Annotated in this window: 18 protein-coding genes; 14 read left to right on the top strand and 4 right to left on the bottom strand. The window is 68.9% G+C overall.

Annotation, left to right across the window (positions count from 1 at the left end; all coding sequences use genetic code 11):
* Nucleotides 1-31: 31 nt before the first annotated feature.
* The 3 genes from OG963_RS15530 to yhfZ form a co-directional block, all read right to left on the bottom strand.
* Entirely contained in the window at nucleotides 32-388 is a 357-nt protein-coding gene (locus OG963_RS15530; RefSeq protein ID WP_030928585.1) for a DUF2620 domain-containing protein, read from the bottom strand.
* Between the two features lie 38 nt (nucleotides 389-426).
* Nucleotides 427-813 carry a PRD domain-containing protein gene (locus OG963_RS15525; protein ID WP_093778620.1) on the bottom strand — a complete coding sequence of 129 codons (387 nt, stop codon included), beginning with the start codon at nucleotides 811-813 and terminating at the stop codon, nucleotides 427-429.
* A gap of 96 nt (nucleotides 814-909) precedes the next feature.
* Entirely contained in the window at nucleotides 910-1,848 is a 939-nt protein-coding gene (gene yhfZ / locus OG963_RS15520) for a GntR family transcriptional regulator YhfZ (RefSeq protein ID WP_093778618.1), read from the bottom strand.
* Between the two features lie 142 nt (nucleotides 1,849-1,990).
* On the opposite strand from yhfZ, the gene ftsH reads away from it, so the two are divergent.
* Nucleotides 1,991-3,904, top strand: a complete 1,914-nt coding sequence (gene ftsH, locus OG963_RS15515; RefSeq protein WP_093778616.1) for an ATP-dependent zinc metalloprotease FtsH — start codon at nucleotides 1,991-1,993, stop codon at nucleotides 3,902-3,904.
* Nucleotides 3,905-3,966: 62 nt separating this feature from the next.
* On the opposite strand, the gene OG963_RS15510 is transcribed toward ftsH, so the two are convergent.
* Complete coding sequence (locus tag OG963_RS15510; RefSeq protein WP_093778614.1) at nucleotides 3,967-4,827, bottom strand: methyltransferase domain-containing protein; 861 nt, start codon at nucleotides 4,825-4,827, stop codon at nucleotides 3,967-3,969.
* Between the two features lie 246 nt (nucleotides 4,828-5,073).
* Here OG963_RS15510 and proS point away from each other — a divergent pair, with 246 nt between their 5' ends.
* The 13 genes from proS (at nucleotide 5,074) to OG963_RS15445 (ending at nucleotide 14,449) form a co-directional block, all read left to right on the top strand.
* Entirely contained in the window at nucleotides 5,074-6,489 is a 1,416-nt protein-coding gene (gene proS, locus OG963_RS15505) for a proline--tRNA ligase (RefSeq protein ID WP_093778700.1), read from the top strand.
* A gap of 241 nt (nucleotides 6,490-6,730) precedes the next feature.
* Entirely contained in the window at nucleotides 6,731-7,324 is a 594-nt protein-coding gene (locus OG963_RS15500; protein ID WP_030928573.1) for a hypothetical protein, read from the top strand.
* A gap of 157 nt (nucleotides 7,325-7,481) precedes the next feature.
* A complete protein-coding gene (gene rpsP / locus OG963_RS15495) occupies nucleotides 7,482-7,925 on the top strand; it encodes a 30S ribosomal protein S16 (protein ID WP_030928571.1) in 444 nt (147 codons plus the stop codon).
* Between the two features lie 2 nt (nucleotides 7,926-7,927).
* Nucleotides 7,928-8,167 carry an RNA-binding protein gene (locus OG963_RS15490; protein WP_005311361.1) on the top strand — a complete coding sequence of 80 codons (240 nt, stop codon included), beginning with the start codon at nucleotides 7,928-7,930 and terminating at the stop codon, nucleotides 8,165-8,167.
* Nucleotides 8,168-8,246: 79 nt separating this feature from the next.
* On the top strand, nucleotides 8,247-8,816 hold the full coding sequence (gene rimM, locus OG963_RS15485) for a ribosome maturation factor RimM (protein WP_093778612.1): 570 nt from the start codon (nucleotides 8,247-8,249) through the stop codon (nucleotides 8,814-8,816).
* Nucleotides 8,816-9,637 (top strand): tRNA (guanosine(37)-N1)-methyltransferase TrmD, encoded by an 822-nt coding sequence (gene trmD, locus OG963_RS15480; protein WP_093778610.1) that lies wholly within the window; start codon nucleotides 8,816-8,818, stop codon nucleotides 9,635-9,637. The genes rimM and trmD overlap by 1 nt, the downstream gene beginning before the upstream one ends.
* A gap of 128 nt (nucleotides 9,638-9,765) precedes the next feature.
* Nucleotides 9,766-10,116 (top strand): 50S ribosomal protein L19, encoded by a 351-nt coding sequence (gene rplS / locus OG963_RS15475; RefSeq protein ID WP_030928567.1) that lies wholly within the window; start codon nucleotides 9,766-9,768, stop codon nucleotides 10,114-10,116.
* Between the two features lie 45 nt (nucleotides 10,117-10,161).
* The gene (lepB, locus tag OG963_RS15470) at nucleotides 10,162-10,929 is read left to right on the top strand and encodes a signal peptidase I (RefSeq protein ID WP_093778608.1); all 768 of its coding nucleotides are present in this window, start codon (nucleotides 10,162-10,164) and stop codon (nucleotides 10,927-10,929) included.
* Complete coding sequence (gene lepB / locus OG963_RS15465; protein WP_093778606.1) at nucleotides 10,922-11,965, top strand: signal peptidase I; 1,044 nt, start codon at nucleotides 10,922-10,924, stop codon at nucleotides 11,963-11,965. The genes lepB (OG963_RS15470) and lepB (OG963_RS15465) overlap by 8 nt, the downstream gene beginning before the upstream one ends.
* The gene (gene lepB, locus OG963_RS15460) at nucleotides 11,898-12,794 is read left to right on the top strand and encodes a signal peptidase I (RefSeq protein ID WP_030928560.1); all 897 of its coding nucleotides are present in this window, start codon (nucleotides 11,898-11,900) and stop codon (nucleotides 12,792-12,794) included. Before lepB (OG963_RS15465) ends, lepB (OG963_RS15460) begins: the two co-directional genes overlap by 68 nt.
* A 51-nt stretch (nucleotides 12,795-12,845) precedes the next feature.
* Nucleotides 12,846-13,598, top strand: a complete 753-nt coding sequence (lepB, locus tag OG963_RS15455) for a signal peptidase I (RefSeq protein WP_093778604.1) — start codon at nucleotides 12,846-12,848, stop codon at nucleotides 13,596-13,598.
* Nucleotides 13,588-14,076, top strand: a complete 489-nt coding sequence (locus tag OG963_RS15450; protein ID WP_093778602.1) for an NUDIX hydrolase — start codon at nucleotides 13,588-13,590, stop codon at nucleotides 14,074-14,076. Before lepB (OG963_RS15455) ends, OG963_RS15450 begins: the two co-directional genes overlap by 11 nt.
* A gap of 64 nt (nucleotides 14,077-14,140) precedes the next feature.
* The gene (locus OG963_RS15445; protein WP_003965949.1) at nucleotides 14,141-14,449 is read left to right on the top strand and encodes a DUF2469 domain-containing protein; all 309 of its coding nucleotides are present in this window, start codon (nucleotides 14,141-14,143) and stop codon (nucleotides 14,447-14,449) included.
* Nucleotides 14,450-14,660 lie beyond the last annotated feature (211 nt).

Raw genomic sequence — 14,660 nt, 5'->3', positions numbered from 1 at the left:
GCCCGGGGTGTTCAGGAAGAGGTGGCCGGGATCAGCCGCGGGCGGCGATGGCGCGCGCCATGAGGGGGGCGATGACGTCGATCTGGTCCATCGAGAATCCGAAGGCCTTCTTGCCGTCGGCGAGGAGGGCGGCGACCTCGTCCTCGGTGGGGACGCCGCGCCCGAAGGTGTGGCAGGCGGCCGAGCCCATCAGGCCGACGAGCACGCCGAGGGAGGCGCCGGCGCCGGTGTGGCAGGTGCCGAGGTAGTAGTCGGCCTGTCCGACGCGCAGCTTCATCGCGGCGTCCATGTCGCTGGAGGCGACGACGTCGATGCCGTCGATCGCGAGTCGCTTGATCGTGTCGGTGACCTCGGCCTTGCCGACACCGCCGGTGAGGATCTTTGTCATGGCTGGTCCTTCTCTGTCTGGGGCTGGGCGGGGTGGGATCAGGAGGCCGGGGCGGCCGGTGAGTGCTGGGCAAGCACGGCGAGGTGCATGCCGAGGAAATTGATCTCCGAGTCGGGGAGCGTCGCGCCGAGCTCCTGCTCGGCGCGCGCGGAGATGGCGCGGGCGCGCGCGACGGCGTGGGGATGCCCGGCCAGTTCGGCGGCGACCTGGTCATCGGTGAGGAACTGCTCGATCGGTTCGCCGTCGAGGAGCCGGGTGAGGGCCATCATCAGGTGACTGGTCAGCATTCCGGCGCTGGCCTCGGTGACGGTGTGTCCGTCGGCTTCGAGGGCGGCCAGCTCGGCGGCGACGAAGTCGGCCACTTCGGGCTCGACCTGGCCGCCTTCGCGGAAGAGCTGGATCCGCAGTGCGAGCTGGTCGTCCATGACGATCCTCCTATAATCAACAGAAACCAGGATTTTGTATTTTCAGGTCGCCCGAGGCCACGCGTGGCCGGGGTCGGTCTCACCGGATCCGCCGGATCAGTACGAGGGCACGCGCTCGCCCTTCAGTACCTCGGTCTGCAGCCGCGTCACCAGCGAGAGATCGAGCGACTCGCGGACGGCGGCAAGGGCCTTCGCTCCGCCGGTCCGGCCGATGATCGCCGCGCTGGAGTTGCGCAGCGACAGCTCGCGGGTGACCTCGTCGCCGAGCGGAAGCACGTCGACCCCGAGCCCGATCCGGTCCTGCACCTCGTCCAGGTTCCAGACGGTGGCGTCGACCTCGTCACGGGCGAAGAGGTCGGGCAGTTGCATGTACGAGGCTTCGCGCCACTCGATGTCCTCGCGGCCTGCGAAGACCCGCTCGACCAGCATCCGCAGATCCTCGGAGGCGTGGTCGACCGCCACCCGCAGTCCGGGGGAGTCGAGTTCTGCGCCGTGCCGCAGCAGCATGCCGTGAGCGCCGACATAGGTGGCGGGACCGAGCTCGGCGACCAGCTCCACCGGATGCTCGGCGATCAGCTGGTCGGCTGCGAAGCGGGAGAGGACGACCAGGTCGACCTTGCCTTCGAGGAGTGCGGCGGTGCGCGCACCGGCGCCGCGCATGAAGGTGATGGCGAACGGTGCGCCCGCGGTTTCGAAGGCGCCGCGCAGCCCGGTCGCCAGACCCTCGTACCGGCGTGAGTACGGCAGGGGCATCGCGGCGAGCAGGGTGCCGAGGCCGGAGAGCCGCCAGAGCACGGAGCGGTCCGAGCGGACGAGGAAGGTGCCGAGATGGCCGCGGGCGGTCGTCTCGATGGCGCCGGATTCCTCAAGCAACTGCAACGCCGCCTGCACGGTGCCGTTTCCGCAGCCCAGCTCCTCGGCGAAGTCGCGTACCCGGGGCATGCGGGTGTCCGCCTCGTGGTTGAGGAGCAGGACGGCGAGCTGCCGGGCGGCGAGGCCGTTGCGGGTGAGGAAGCGTTCGTCGGTGACGTTCACAGATGGAACAGTAAACAGGATTCTGGATATTGACAAGGGTTCACGCGTCCGCGCGCCGATGTCCCCCCATGGGCCCACCGGACGGGCCCTTCGAGGCTCCGGTGCTTAATGTCGCCTCAAGGTCGTCGGCAGAGGAGCGCGCGTGACCAGTCCTGTACCGCCACGCGATCGGACCGACCAGCCGTGGCGCTCCGAGGGCGCCCCACCACCTCCTCCGCCGCGCCGGAAGATGCCGGGCGGCTGGGGCGGACTGCTGCTGACCGCGCTTGCCGTCTATCTGATCACCAACGTGGTGCTCTCCTTCTTCAACGGCAGGAACGAACCGACCATCGCCTACACGGAATTCAGCAAGCAGGTCACGGCCGGCAACGTCTCCAAGATCTACTCCAAGGGTGACGCCATCCAGGGGCAGCTGAGGAAGGAGGCGAAGGTCCCCGGCAGCGACAGGACGTACACCAAGTTCGTCACCCAGCGGCCTGCCTTCGCCGACGACAACCTCTGGGCCGAGCTGATCAAGGACGATGTCACCGTCACCGCGGAACCGGTCGTCCAGCAGCGCAGTTTCCTCGCCAATCTGCTGATCTCCCTGGCTCCGATCCTGCTGCTCGTCCTGCTCTGGGTCTTCATCGCCCGCCGGATGTCCGGCGGGCTCGGCGGCGTCGGCGCACTGGGCCGCAAGGCCCCGCCCAGACCGGTCGAACTGGAAGGCGCCAAACGCACCACTTTCGAGGACGTGGCCGGGATCGACGAGGTCGAGGGCGAACTCAACGATGTCGTCGACTTCCTGAAGAACCCGCAGGAGTACCGGAAGATGGGCGCCCGGATGCCCGGGGGAGTGCTGCTCGCCGGCCCGCCCGGCACCGGCAAGACGCTGCTCGCGCGGGCCGTCGCCGGCGAGGCCGGGGTGCCGTTCTTCTCCGCCTCCGCCTCCGAGTTCATCGAGATGATCGTCGGCGTCGGCGCGAGCCGGGTACGGGAACTCTTCGCCGAGGCCCGCAAGGTCGCCCCCGCCATCGTCTTCATCGACGAGATCGACACCATCGGCCGGGCCCGCGGCGGCGGCTCCGGCATGGGTGGCCATGACGAGCGCGAACAGACGCTGAACCAGATCCTCACCGAGATGGACGGCTTCTCCGGATCGGAGGGCGTCGTCGTCCTTGCCGCGACCAACCGGGCCGATGTCCTCGACCCGGCGCTCACCAGGCCCGGCCGCTTCGACCGGATCGTCCAGGTGAGCCCACCGGACCGGGGCGGCCGGGAGGCGATCTTGGAGATCCATACCCGGCAGATCCCGCTCTCCGAGGACGTGAGCCTCGGCCAGGTGGCCCGCACGACCCCCGGCATGACCGGTGCGGACCTCGCCAACCTCGCCAACGAGGCCGCCCTGCTCGCCGTCAAGCGCAAGAAGTCCGAGGTCAACCAGGCGGACCTGTCGGACGCACTGGAGAAGGTCCAGCTCGGAGCCGAACGGCCGCTGGTCATGCCGGAGGAGGAGCGCCGCAGGACCGCGTACCACGAGAGCGGCCATGCCCTCCTCGGGATGCTCCAGCCCGGCGCCGACCCCGTCCGCAAGGTCACCATCGTGCCCCGCGGCCGGGCCCTCGGCGTCACCCTCTCGACGCCGGAGGCCGACAAGTACGCGTACACCGAGGACTATCTCCGCGGCCGCATCATCGGCGCCCTGGGCGGCATGGCCGCGGAACAGCTGGTCTACGGAGTGGTCACCACGGGCTCGGAGAGCGACCTGGAACAGGTCACCGGCCTGGCGCGCGGAATGGTCGGGCGCTGGGGGATGAGCGAAAGGGTCGGCAGGCTGACGGCGATCCCGAGCGATGCCCAGCAGGCGTACGGACTCTCGGCCGCGCCCGCCACTCTGGACGTGGTGGACCACGAGATGCGGCGCATCGTCGACGAGTGCTACATCGAGGCGCAGCGGCTGCTGCGCGAGCACCGGGAGAAACTGGACGCGCTGGCGGCCGCGCTGCTGCAGAACGAGACGCTGGACGAGGAGGCGGCCTATCGGGCGGCGGGCGTCGCGCGCCTGGCCAAGCACTGAGAGCCGCCCGGCCGGGCGCGGAACCTACTGCGGAACGCCCTTCCAGGGAGCGTGGCGTTCTTCTAGGGAGTGGTGCAGACGAGATAGCGGAAGACATTCGGCATCCAGACCGTGCCGTCCCGGCGCCGGTGCGGATGCAGTGCCTCCGCGACCTCCTTCTCCACCTGGGACCGGTCCGTCGCCCGTACCGCGGCGTCGAACAGCCGGGTCGACAGCAGTCCGCGTACCGCGCTGTCCATGTCCGCGTACCCGAACGGGCACGCCACCCGCCCCGAGCCGTTCGGATTGAGCCCGACCCGGAACGCGACCTCCTCCAGATCGTCCCGGCGCGCCGGGCGCCAGCCTCCCGCGCGGGGCGCACGCACCTCGTCACCGAGCCGCGTCGCCACCCGTAGCACCGCCGCGGTCGCACACCGTTCGGGCGGACCCCATCCGGTCAGCACCACCGAGCTGCCCCGGGCGACCAGCGGAACAGCGGACTCCAGCTCCGGTTTCAGCCCTTCGGAGTCGCCCGCCGAGCAACCGATCGGGGTGAACACGGTGAGCAGGTTGTACGGGGGGCCTTCGGGCTGGGCGGCGGCGGACGGATCACCGTCGAGGAGCACCGGCAGGCCGTCCCGGGCCCGCTCGGGTCCGGGATCGGGCAGCAGCCGTTCGCGGGCCAGAGCAAGACGTTCACGGTCGGTGTCGACGCCGGTGACGTGTGCCGCACGGGCGGCGGCCATCAGCAGCGCGAGCCCGGAGCCGCAGCCGAGGGAGAGCATCCGCGTACCGGCTCCGATTTCGAGCCGCTCGTACACCGCTTCGTACAACGGTGCGAGCATGCGCTCCTGGATCTCGGCCCAGTCACGGGCACGGGTTCCGGGGTCCACCGGGGCGGATGCATCCGCCTGCCTGTGGTGCCGGACGAGCGTTGGTGTCATGAAAGCGCCCCAATCCGCCGAGAAGTCGGTCGTACCCGAGTGGACGGCCCCCGTGTGTCTGCGCGCCCGCACTCCCCCGTAAGTCAGAGAACTCCGCATCCGCGGCTTCGTCCAGGGGTCGGAGGGCAATGGTTGCGAGCTACGGTCGTGCGCCCCGGGGGACACGTCGTGCGCCCCCGGATACAGGCCACGAAGGCCGGTCCCGTCACTCCGTGCGGAGTGAGATGTCGCCGTACGATGCGCGCCATGGCAAAGGCACCCGTTCTCACACCCCAGGCCGAGGACTTTCCCCGCTGGTACCAGGATCTGATCAACAAGGCCGAACTCGCGGACAACGGTCCGGTGCGCGGCACCATGGTCATCCGACCGTACGGATACGGCCTGTGGGAGCGGATGCAGCAGGAGATGGATGCCCGCATCAAGGTTGCGGGCGCCCAGAACGCCTACTTCCCACTCTTCATCCCCCAGTCTTACCTGACACGCGAGGCGGAGCACGTCGAGGGCTTCGCACCCGAGCTCGCCATCGTCACCCACGGCGGTGGCAAGGACCTCGAAGAGCCTGTGGTGGTGCGGCCGACGTCCGAAACGATCATCAATGAGTACTTCTCGAAATGGGTCCAGAGCTACCGGGATCTGCCCCTCCTGATCAACCAGTGGGCCAACGTCGTCCGCTGGGAGATGCGCCCGCGGGTCTTTCTCCGTACGACGGAGTTCCTCTGGCAGGAGGGCCACACCGCCCACGCCACGTACGAGGACGCCCGGGAGTACGCCGCCCGCATCCACCGGGACGTCTACGCGGACTTCATGACCGAGGTCCTCGGCATCGATGTGGTGCTCGGCCGGAAGACCCCCAGGGAGCGGTTCGCGGGCGCCGTCAACACGCTCACCCTCGAAGCGATGATGGGCGACGGCAAGGCCCTGCAGATGGGGACGAGCCATGAGCTCGGCACCAATTTCGCCAAGGCCTTCCACACCGAGTACCTGTCGAAGGAGGGCAGGCAGGAGCTCGTCTGGCAGACCTCCTGGGGCACCTCGACCCGGATGGTCGGCGGCCTGATCATGTCGCACGGCGACGACCAGGGGCTCCGCGTCCCGCCGCGGCTGGCCGCCGTCCAGGCGGTCGTCCTCGCGATCAAGGGGGACGAGGCGGTGGTCACCGCGGTCCGCTCCATCGGCGACCGGCTGCGCGCCGCCGGCATCAGGGTGCACGTCGACGACCGCACGGAGACCCCCTTCGGCCGACGCGTGGTCGACTGGGAGCTCAAGGGCGTACCCGTGCGGATCGAGGTCGGCCCGCGCGACCTGGAGAACGGCACGGCGATGCTGGCGCGCCGCATCCCCGGCGGGAAGGAGCCGGTCCCGATCGAGGCGCTGGCAGACCTGCTGCCGGTCGTTCTGGAGGAGGACCAGGCCACCCTGCTGCGTGAGTCCCGGACCCGCCGCACCTCCCGTACCAGCGAGGCGTCCACCGTCGAGGAGGCCGCAGAAGCGGCGGCCGCGGGCGGCTGGGCCCGCATTCCGTGGGACGTCCTCGGCCCGGCGGGGGAGGCCCGGCTCGCGGAGCAGGGGGTCTCGGTACGGTGTCTGGTGGCAGAGGACGGGTCGGTGCCGCAGTCCGACGACGCCCCGGGTACTGTCGCCGTCGTGGCCCGCGCCTACTGATGCCCGACGGTGTTCCCCGAACCGTCCGGACCCGGCGCGCAGGCCCTGTCTACGCGCCGGAGCGTACGCGTCACGGCGTACGCGTCACTACGTACCGGCTTCGTGTGAGCTGCGAGGGTTCTCCGCAGATCAGCGCACCTGCCCTCGTCAGGACGCATGAATGGCAACTGACTGGTACGTGCAAAATATTTGGGATGGCCCGGAATCGGAACACCGGGGCACTCAGGCTCGTTGTCACGACGTGAGCACGACACCACCTGTACTTGCCGCAGAGCTGGCGCAGGCGTGGGCCGACATTCAGCGGTACCACCCCGAGCTGCCCGATCTTGCCGCGCCCGAGTCCCTGATCGGAGAGTCCTCGTCCGCCTGTGGCGCCGAGCTCTCCTTCGAGCGACTGCTGCATGAGGCAGTCCATGGCATCGCCGCCGCCCGAGGTGTCCGTGACACCTCCCGCGCCGGCCGCTACCACAACAGACGATTCCTCGCGATCGCCGAGGAGCTGGGTCTCGACCATGCCGAGGAGCCGCACCCCAGCAGTGGCTTCTCGCTGGTCACGCTCAATCCCGAGGCCAAGCGCCGGTACCGTCCGACGATCGAGCGGCTGCAGCGCGCCCTCAAGGCGCACACGGTCGCCACCGCAGCCGACACCAAACGCTCCTTCCGCGGGCCGGCCGCACGGCACGGCTCCTCCGGAGGTGGCGTGCGCGTCAAGGCCGTCTGCGACTGCGGACGCAACGTCCGGGTCGTACCGTCGGTCCTCGCCCAGGCGCCGATCGTCTGCGGTGGCTGCGGAAAGCCCTTCCGCATCCCGGAAGCGGCGGTCGCGGTGGGGTGACCCGATGTGGTGTGGCACAATGGCTAGCTGTACTCGACAGCCGCACAGGAACCCTCTCGCCTCCGGCTGACGCGTCCATCGGGCACCCGAGTACCGCAACCCCACGTGGCATCTTCGTTGTGCCCAACCACGTCATAGACCAGGAGACACCACTTCCGTGGCAGTCAAGATCAAGCTGAAGCGTCTGGGCAAGATCCGTTCGCCTCACTACCGCATCGTCGTCGCCGACTCCCGTACCCGCCGTGACGGCCGGGCCATCGAGGAGATCGGCCTGTACCACCCGGTGCAGAACCCCTCGCGCATCGAGGTCAACTCGGAGCGTGCGCAGTACTGGCTGTCCGTCGGCGCCCAGCCGACCGAGCCGGTTCTCGCGATCCTGAAGCTCACCGGTGACTGGCAGGCCCACAAGGGTCTCCCCGCCCCCGCGCCGCTGCTGCAGCCGGAGCCCAAGGCCGACAAGCGCGCCCTGTTCGAGGCCCTGGCCAAGGACACCGGCGAGGAGTCCAAGGGCGAGGCCATCACGCAGAAGGCGAAGAAGGCCGACAAGAAGGCGGACGAGGCTGCTGACGCCGCCGCGCCCGCCGAGTCGACCGAGGCCTGAGCATGCTCGAGGAGGCTCTCGAGCACCTCGTGAAGGGCATCGTCGACAACCCCGACGATGTGCAGGTCGCCTCGCGCAACCTGCGCCGTGGTCGTGTGCTCGAGGTCCGGGTCCATCCCGATGACCTCGGCAAGGTGATCGGCCGCAACGGCCGCACCGCACGCGCGCTGCGAACTGTCGTGGGCGCCATCGGCGGCCGTGGCATCCGCGTCGACCTCGTCGATGTGGACCAGGTTCGCTGACAGAGTTGAACACCGGCACGGGCCGGGGAGGGCCATGCGCCCGCCCCGGCCCGTCGTCGTATGACAGGAGAGACACAAGGTGCAGCTGGTAGTTGCGCGGATCGGCCGCGCCCACGGCATCAAGGGTGAGGTCACCGTCGAGGTGCGTACGGACGAGCCGGAGCTCAGGCTCGGCCCCGGGGCCCGCCTGACCACCGACCCGGCAGCGAACGGACCGCTGACGATCGAGACCGGACGGGTGCACAGCGGCAGGCTGCTGCTGCGTTTCGAGGGCGTACGGGACCGCACGGCGGCCGAGGCCCTCCGGAACACCCTGCTGATCGCCGACGTGGACCCGGCGGAACTCCCGGAGGACCCCGAGGAGTTCTACGACCACCAGCTCATCGACCTCGATGTGGTGCTCGCCGACGGCACCGAGATCGGCCGGATCACCGAGATCTCGCATCTGCCGTCCCAGGACCTCTTCATCGTGGAGCGCCCGGACGGCAGCGAGGTGATGATCCCGTTCGTCGAGGAGATCGTCACCGAGATCGATCTGGAGGAGCAGCGGGCGGTCATCACCCCGCCGCCCGGCCTGATCGACGACAGTCAGGCAGTGATCGTCTCCTCGCGCGACGAAGAGGCCTCCGAGCCGGGGAACGACGCCTGATGCGGCTCGACGTCGTCACGATCTTCCCCGAGTACCTGGAACCGCTGAACGTCTCGCTCGTCGGCAAGGCCCGCGCCCGAGGCCGCCTCGATGTGCACGTGCACGATCTGCGGGACTGGACGTACGACCGGCACAACACGGTGGACGACACGCCCTACGGCGGCGGTCCCGGCATGGTGATGAAGACCGGGCCGTGGGGTGACGCCCTGGACGAGACCCTGGCGAACGGGTACGAGGCCGGGGCGCACTCCCCGGTGCTCGTGGTACCCACACCCAGCGGCCGTCCGTTCACCCAGGAACTCGCCGTGGAGCTCTCCGAGCGGCCATGGCTGATCTTCACCCCGGCCCGCTACGAGGGCATCGACCGCCGGGTGATGGACGAGTACGCGACCCGCATGCCGGTCGTCGAGGTCTCCATCGGGGACTATGTGCTGGCCGGCGGGGAAGCCGCCGTGCTGGTCGTCACGGAGGCGGTGGCCCGGCTGCTGCCCGGTGTGCTCGGCAACGCCGAGTCGCACCGCGACGACTCCTTCGCGCCCGGCGCCATGGCCGATCTGCTGGAGGGCCCGGTCTTCACCAAGCCGCCCGAGTGGCGTGGCAGAGGCATCCCGGACGTCCTGCTCAGCGGCCACCACGGGAAGATCGCACGCTGGCGGCGGGACGAGGCGTTCCGTCGTACCGCGGTCAACCGGCCCGATCTCATCGAGCGTTGCGAGGCGAGCGCCTTCGACAAGAAGGACCGCGAGATCCTCTCCATCCTCGGCTGGTCGCCGGAGCCCGGCGGCCGATTTTGGCGCAGGCCCGAAGGCATGGAACAATAAGCCGCTGCTGTACGTCCGGTGTGCGCCCCTGCCACAGGGGGAACGACGCCCGCCCGACGCGATCAGCACCCAGATTCCTTACGATCTCCCGTCGATGACCTGTGGCATCGGCGAAGAAAGCAGACAACATGGCTTCCCTGCTCGATGGCGTCAATGCCGCCTCCCTGCGTACGGACGTCCCGGCGTTCCGCCCCGGTGACACCGTCAACGTCCACGTGCGAGTGATCGAGGGCAACCGCTCCCGTATCCAGCAGTTCAAGGGCGTAGTCATCCGCCGCCAGGGCTCCGGCGTCAGCGAGACCTTCACGGTCCGCAAGGTCTCCTTCAGCGTCGGCGTCGAGCGCACCTTCCCGGTGCACAGCCCGATCTTCGAGAAGATCGAGCTCGTCACCCGTGGTGACGTCCGTCGCGCCAAGCTGTACTACCTCCGTGAGCTGCGCGGCAAGGCCGCGAAGATCAAGGAGAAGCGCGACAGGTGAGCTAGCTCCCAGGTCCATGGCATGGCCGGATAAACTCTGGCTGCGATGGACACGGAAGCAAAGCCCACGGAGCGCGACCGCTCCTCCGCACCCGAAGCAGGGTCGGAGGAGAGGTCGCGCTCTTCGCGTATCCCGGACCGGTCCGCCACGATGTCGTGGCGTCGGGCAGCCGCGCTCGGTGCCGTCTGTGCGGTCTTCCTGCTGCTGTTCAGCACGTATGTGCTGCAGCCCTTCCTCATCCCCAGTGGCTCGATGGAGTCCACGCTGCGGGTGGGGGACCGGGTGCTCGTGAACAAACTGGCGTACCGTTTCGGCTCCGTACCGCAGCGGGGCGACGTGGTGGTCTTCGACGGCACCGGATCCTTCGTGCAGGAGAAGCCCGTGGAGAACCCCGTCACCGCGCTGGCACACGGTGTGGCGGCATCCCTGGGGCTGGCGGAGCCCGCCGAGACCGACTTCGTGAAGCGGGTGGTGGGCGTGGGCGGCGACCGGGTGGTCTGCTGCGACAAGCGGGGCAGGGTCGAGGTGAACGGCAGGCCGGTGGACGAGGAGTACCTGTATCCGGGCGACGCCCCGTCCGGGGCGGCGTTCGACATCGTCGTCCCCGACGGCAGGCTGTGGATGATGGGCGACCACCGCAGCAACTCCCGTGACTCCCGCGACCATCTGGGCGAGCCGGGCGGCGGCATGGTGCCGGTCGACCGGGTGATCGGCCGGGTGGACTGGATCGGCTGGCCGCTGGGCCGGCTGGGCCCTGTGCCGGAAACCGGTGCCTTCGACGGCGTACGGATACCGGTCGGGACCCATGGGTAACCGCGGGCGCGACAGCCGCGCCTCGGACCCCGGCACTCCGCTGCCGACCGGCAGCAGGCCGACAGCATCGCGGTCGCTGCCCACCCGGGCGGAGCGGCGCAAGCTGGCCCGCAAGGTCAAACGGCGGCGGCGCAGGTCGGCCGTGAAGGAGATACCCCTCCTGATCACCGTGGCGCTGCTCATAGCGCTCGTTCTCAAGACCTTCCTGGTGCAGGCCTTCGTGATCCCGTCCGGATCGATGGAGCAGACCATCCGGATCGGCGACCGGGTACTCGTCGACAAGCTGACGCCGTGGTTCGGTGCAAAGCCCCGGCGCGGCGACGTCGTCGTCTTCAAGGATCCGGGCGGCTGGCTCCGGCAGGAGAACGTCGACAAGAAGGATCCGCCCGTCGTCGTCAAACAGGTGAAGGAAGGGCTGACCTTCATCGGGCTGCTGCCGTCCGACGACGAACAGGATCTGATCAAGCGTGTGGTCGCCGTCGGTGGCGACACCGTCAAGTGCTGCGACAAGGACGGCAAGGTCACCGTCAACGGCGTTGCGCTCAATGAGCCCTATCTGCACCCGGGTAATCCGCCCTCCACACTCAAATTCGAGGTAAAGGTTCCGGCCGGCCGAATCTTCGTGATGGGCGACCATCGCTCGAATTCGGCCGATTCGCGCTTCCATCTGGACGAGCCCGATCACGGCACTGTCTCGGAGAATGAGGTCGTGGGGCGGGCCGTCGTCATCGCCTGGCCCTTCGGCCACTGGCGGAGGCTGGAGGAGCCGCAGACATTTGCCTCGGTGCCGGACGCGCGCGCCGGGACAGCGGCTGCGTACGGACCGTCGAATAGTGTGTCGTCCCAGGATCTCAATGGAATGGTCCGGCTCCCGACCCCTGCGGAACTCCCGCTCGTTATGGGAGTGGTGGGCCTGCGCCGAATGGGTCGCGGGCGGTGGCACGGAGTGAGGAGTGGATGTGGGGGATTTGGCGGTCGGCGCACGATCCGGACACGACGAACCCGAGGACCGGGCGGAGCATCCGGAGAACGGTGAATCCTCCGAGGTGGCGGGCCGGACGGAGAGTGACGGCGACTCCCCGGACAGCGGCGGTACGGCTCCCGGGAAGCCACGCTCCTTCTGGAAGGAGCTGCCCCTGCTCATCGGTATCGCGCTGATTCTGGCGCTGCTGATCAAGACGTTCCTGGTGCAGGCGTTCTCGATTCCCTCGGACTCGATGCAGGACACGCTCCAGCGCGGCGACCGGGTGCTGGTCGACAAGCTGACCCCGTGGTTCGGCTCGGAGCCGCAGCGGGGCGAGGTCGTGGTCTTCCACGACCCGGGCGGCTGGCTGGAGAGCGCCCAGACGCCGGCGCCGAATGTGGCGCAGAAGTTCCTCAGCTTCATCGGACTGATGCCGTCCGCCGAGGAGAAGGACCTGATCAAGCGGGTCATCGCGATCGGCGGCGACACGGTGGAGTGCAAGGAGAACGGGCCGGTCACGGTCAACGGCGTGGCGCTGGACGAGACGTCGTTCATCTACCCGGGCAACACCCCCTGCAATGACGAGCCGTTCGGCCCGATCAAGGTGCCCGAGGGCCGCATCTGGGTGATGGGCGACCACCGACAGAACTCCCTCGACTCCCGCTACCACCAGGAGCTGCCCGGTCAGGGCACGGTCTCCACGGACGAGGTCGTCGGCCGGGCCATCGTGGTCGCATGGCCGATCAACCGCTGGGCGACTCTGCCGATCCCGGGCACATTCGACCAGCCGGGGATCAATGCGGCGACGGGGCTGGTGCCGGGAGCACTAGGTGTAGCCGGAGCGCTGCCCCTCGTGTTGTGGCGCCGTAAGAGGCTGACCAACGGGCGTACCGCCGGGTAGGGTGCCGACTCGGATCAGCGATTGTCGATCTCCGAGGTGGGGGACGCTGGGATGAGTGGAACAGGACGTACGGGTGACGGCCACGGCCGGCTCGGCAGCATGCTGTCGGGGCTGGCCGTGGCCGTCGGCCTTGTGCTCTTCCTCGGCGGGTTCGCCTGGGGCGCGCTGGTGTACAAGCCGTACATCGTGCCGACCGAGTCGATGACGCCGACGGTGAACGCGGGGGACCGGGTTCTCGCGGAGCGCGTGGACGGCAGCGAGGTGCGCCGCGGCGACGTGGTGGTCTTCACGGACCCGGCCTGGGACAACAACATGCCCATGGTCAAGCGCGTCGTCGGAATCGGCGGTGACAAGATCGCCTGCTGCGAGAAGAGCGGCCGGCTCACCGTCAACGGCAAGCCGATCGATGAACCGTATCTGCAGACACAGGGCCTTGCCTCGGTGAAGAACTTCACGGCGAACGTGCCCAAGGGACAGCTCTTCCTCCTCGGGGACGAGCGCAGCGGTTCCCTGGACTCCCGGGTCCATCTGGACGACCCGGGACAGGGATCGGTGCCGCGCAGCGACGTACAGGCCCGGGTGGACGCCATCGCCTGGCCGATGAACGGCATGGTCGAGCGACCGCAGGCGTTTGCCGCTCTCCCCGGCGGGGTGTCGGCTCCCGGCCCCCTGAAGCTTCAGCTCGGTGCCGTGGTGGCGGGCGTGGTCCTCATCTTCGGAGGCTCCGCGTACGGTCCGATCGCCGCGCGGTCCGCACGCCGGAGGAGCGGGCAGGACCGAAGGGTGCCTGCCGGTGCCCACTGAGAAGCGGAAGGTGGCCCGGGTGGTCCTGCTCGACCCCGACGACCGCATTCTGCTGGTACACGGATATGAACCGGAGGAGCCCACGAGCACCTGGTGGTTCACCCCCGGCGGTGGGCTGGAGGGCGACGAGAGCCGGGAGCAGGCGGCCCTGCGCGAGCTGGCCGAGGAGACCGGGATCACCGACGTCGAGCTGGGTCCGGTGCTCTGGCAGCGGATCTGCTCCTTCCCGTTCGACGGGAGGCGCTGGGATCAGGACGAGTGGTACTTCCTGGCACGTACGACGCAGACGGCCACGGACCTGAGCGGGCTGACCGGGCTGGAACAGCGCAGTGTCGCGGGTCTGAGGTGGTGGACCTCCGCCGAACTGTCGGTGGCGCGTGAGACGGTGTACCCGACCAGACTCGCCGAGCTGCTGCGCACGCTGCTCGAAGAGGGTCCGCCGCGTACGCCACTGGTTCTGGCCCCCGAAATCGTCTAAGCGTCCAGGGGCGCCCGAGCCTGGCGCACAATAGGTGGACGCACGGCTGAAGGGGAACATGCCAATGAGCGCCGAGGACCTCGAGAAGTACGAGACCGAGATGGAGCTGAAGCTCTACCGGGAGTACCGCGATGTCGTCGGTCTGTTCAAATATGTGATCGAGACCGAACGGCGCTTCTACCTCACCAACGACTACGAGATGCAGGTGCACTCGGTCCAGGGCGAGGTGTTTTTCGAGGTGTCCATGGCGGATGCCTGGGTCTGGGACATGTACCGGCCCGCCCGATTCGTCAAGCAGGTACGCGTGCTGACGTTCAAGGACGTCAACATCGAGGAGCTCAACAAGAGCGACCTCGAACTGCCGGGCGGCTGAGCCGCCCAGGGCCTCTCGTTCGGATCATGCTGGGCTCGCGGGGGTCCCCGGCACGCGGATCTGCCGCGTTGTCGTCAGTTCTCCCCGAGCTCTCGGTTTCGCTCGAGCAGGGGAGACCCCATGTGCTCCGCGTGGGCTCCTTCCTCCGCCTTGCGGCTGCACGCACCGCGGTGACATCAGCCGCCCGGCGGCGGGCCGCTCCCTGAGCCGG

The organism is Streptomyces sp. NBC_01707, assembly GCF_041438805.1.
In the GTDB taxonomy this organism is placed as follows: domain Bacteria; phylum Actinomycetota; class Actinomycetes; order Streptomycetales; family Streptomycetaceae; genus Streptomyces.
The sequence above is the reverse complement of the archived record's forward strand: the minus strand, read 5'-3'. Positions and strand labels throughout refer to the sequence as shown.

Excerpts from the sequence above, each read along its gene's own strand:
- OG963_RS15530 (WP_030928585.1), bottom strand. The coding sequence starts at position 388 with ATGACAAAGATCCTCACCGGCGGTGTCGGCAAGGCCGAGGTCACCGAC.
- OG963_RS15525 (WP_093778620.1), bottom strand. The coding sequence starts at position 813 with ATGGACGACCAGCTCGCACTGCGGATCCAGCTCTTCCGCGAAGGCGGC.
- OG963_RS15510 (WP_093778614.1), bottom strand. The coding sequence starts at position 4,827 with ATGACACCAACGCTCGTCCGGCACCACAGGCAGGCGGATGCATCCGCC.
- proS (WP_093778700.1), top strand. The coding sequence starts at position 5,074 with ATGGCAAAGGCACCCGTTCTCACACCCCAGGCCGAGGACTTTCCCCGC.
- OG963_RS15490 (WP_005311361.1), top strand. The coding sequence starts at position 7,928 with ATGCTCGAGGAGGCTCTCGAGCACCTCGTGAAGGGCATCGTCGACAAC.
- trmD (WP_093778610.1), top strand. The coding sequence starts at position 8,816 with ATGCGGCTCGACGTCGTCACGATCTTCCCCGAGTACCTGGAACCGCTG.
- rplS (WP_030928567.1), top strand. The coding sequence starts at position 9,766 with ATGGCTTCCCTGCTCGATGGCGTCAATGCCGCCTCCCTGCGTACGGAC.
- lepB (WP_093778608.1), top strand. The coding sequence starts at position 10,162 with ATGGACACGGAAGCAAAGCCCACGGAGCGCGACCGCTCCTCCGCACCC.
- lepB (WP_093778606.1), top strand. The coding sequence starts at position 10,922 with ATGGGTAACCGCGGGCGCGACAGCCGCGCCTCGGACCCCGGCACTCCG.
- lepB (WP_093778604.1), top strand. The coding sequence starts at position 12,846 with ATGAGTGGAACAGGACGTACGGGTGACGGCCACGGCCGGCTCGGCAGC.
- OG963_RS15445 (WP_003965949.1), top strand. The coding sequence starts at position 14,141 with ATGAGCGCCGAGGACCTCGAGAAGTACGAGACCGAGATGGAGCTGAAG.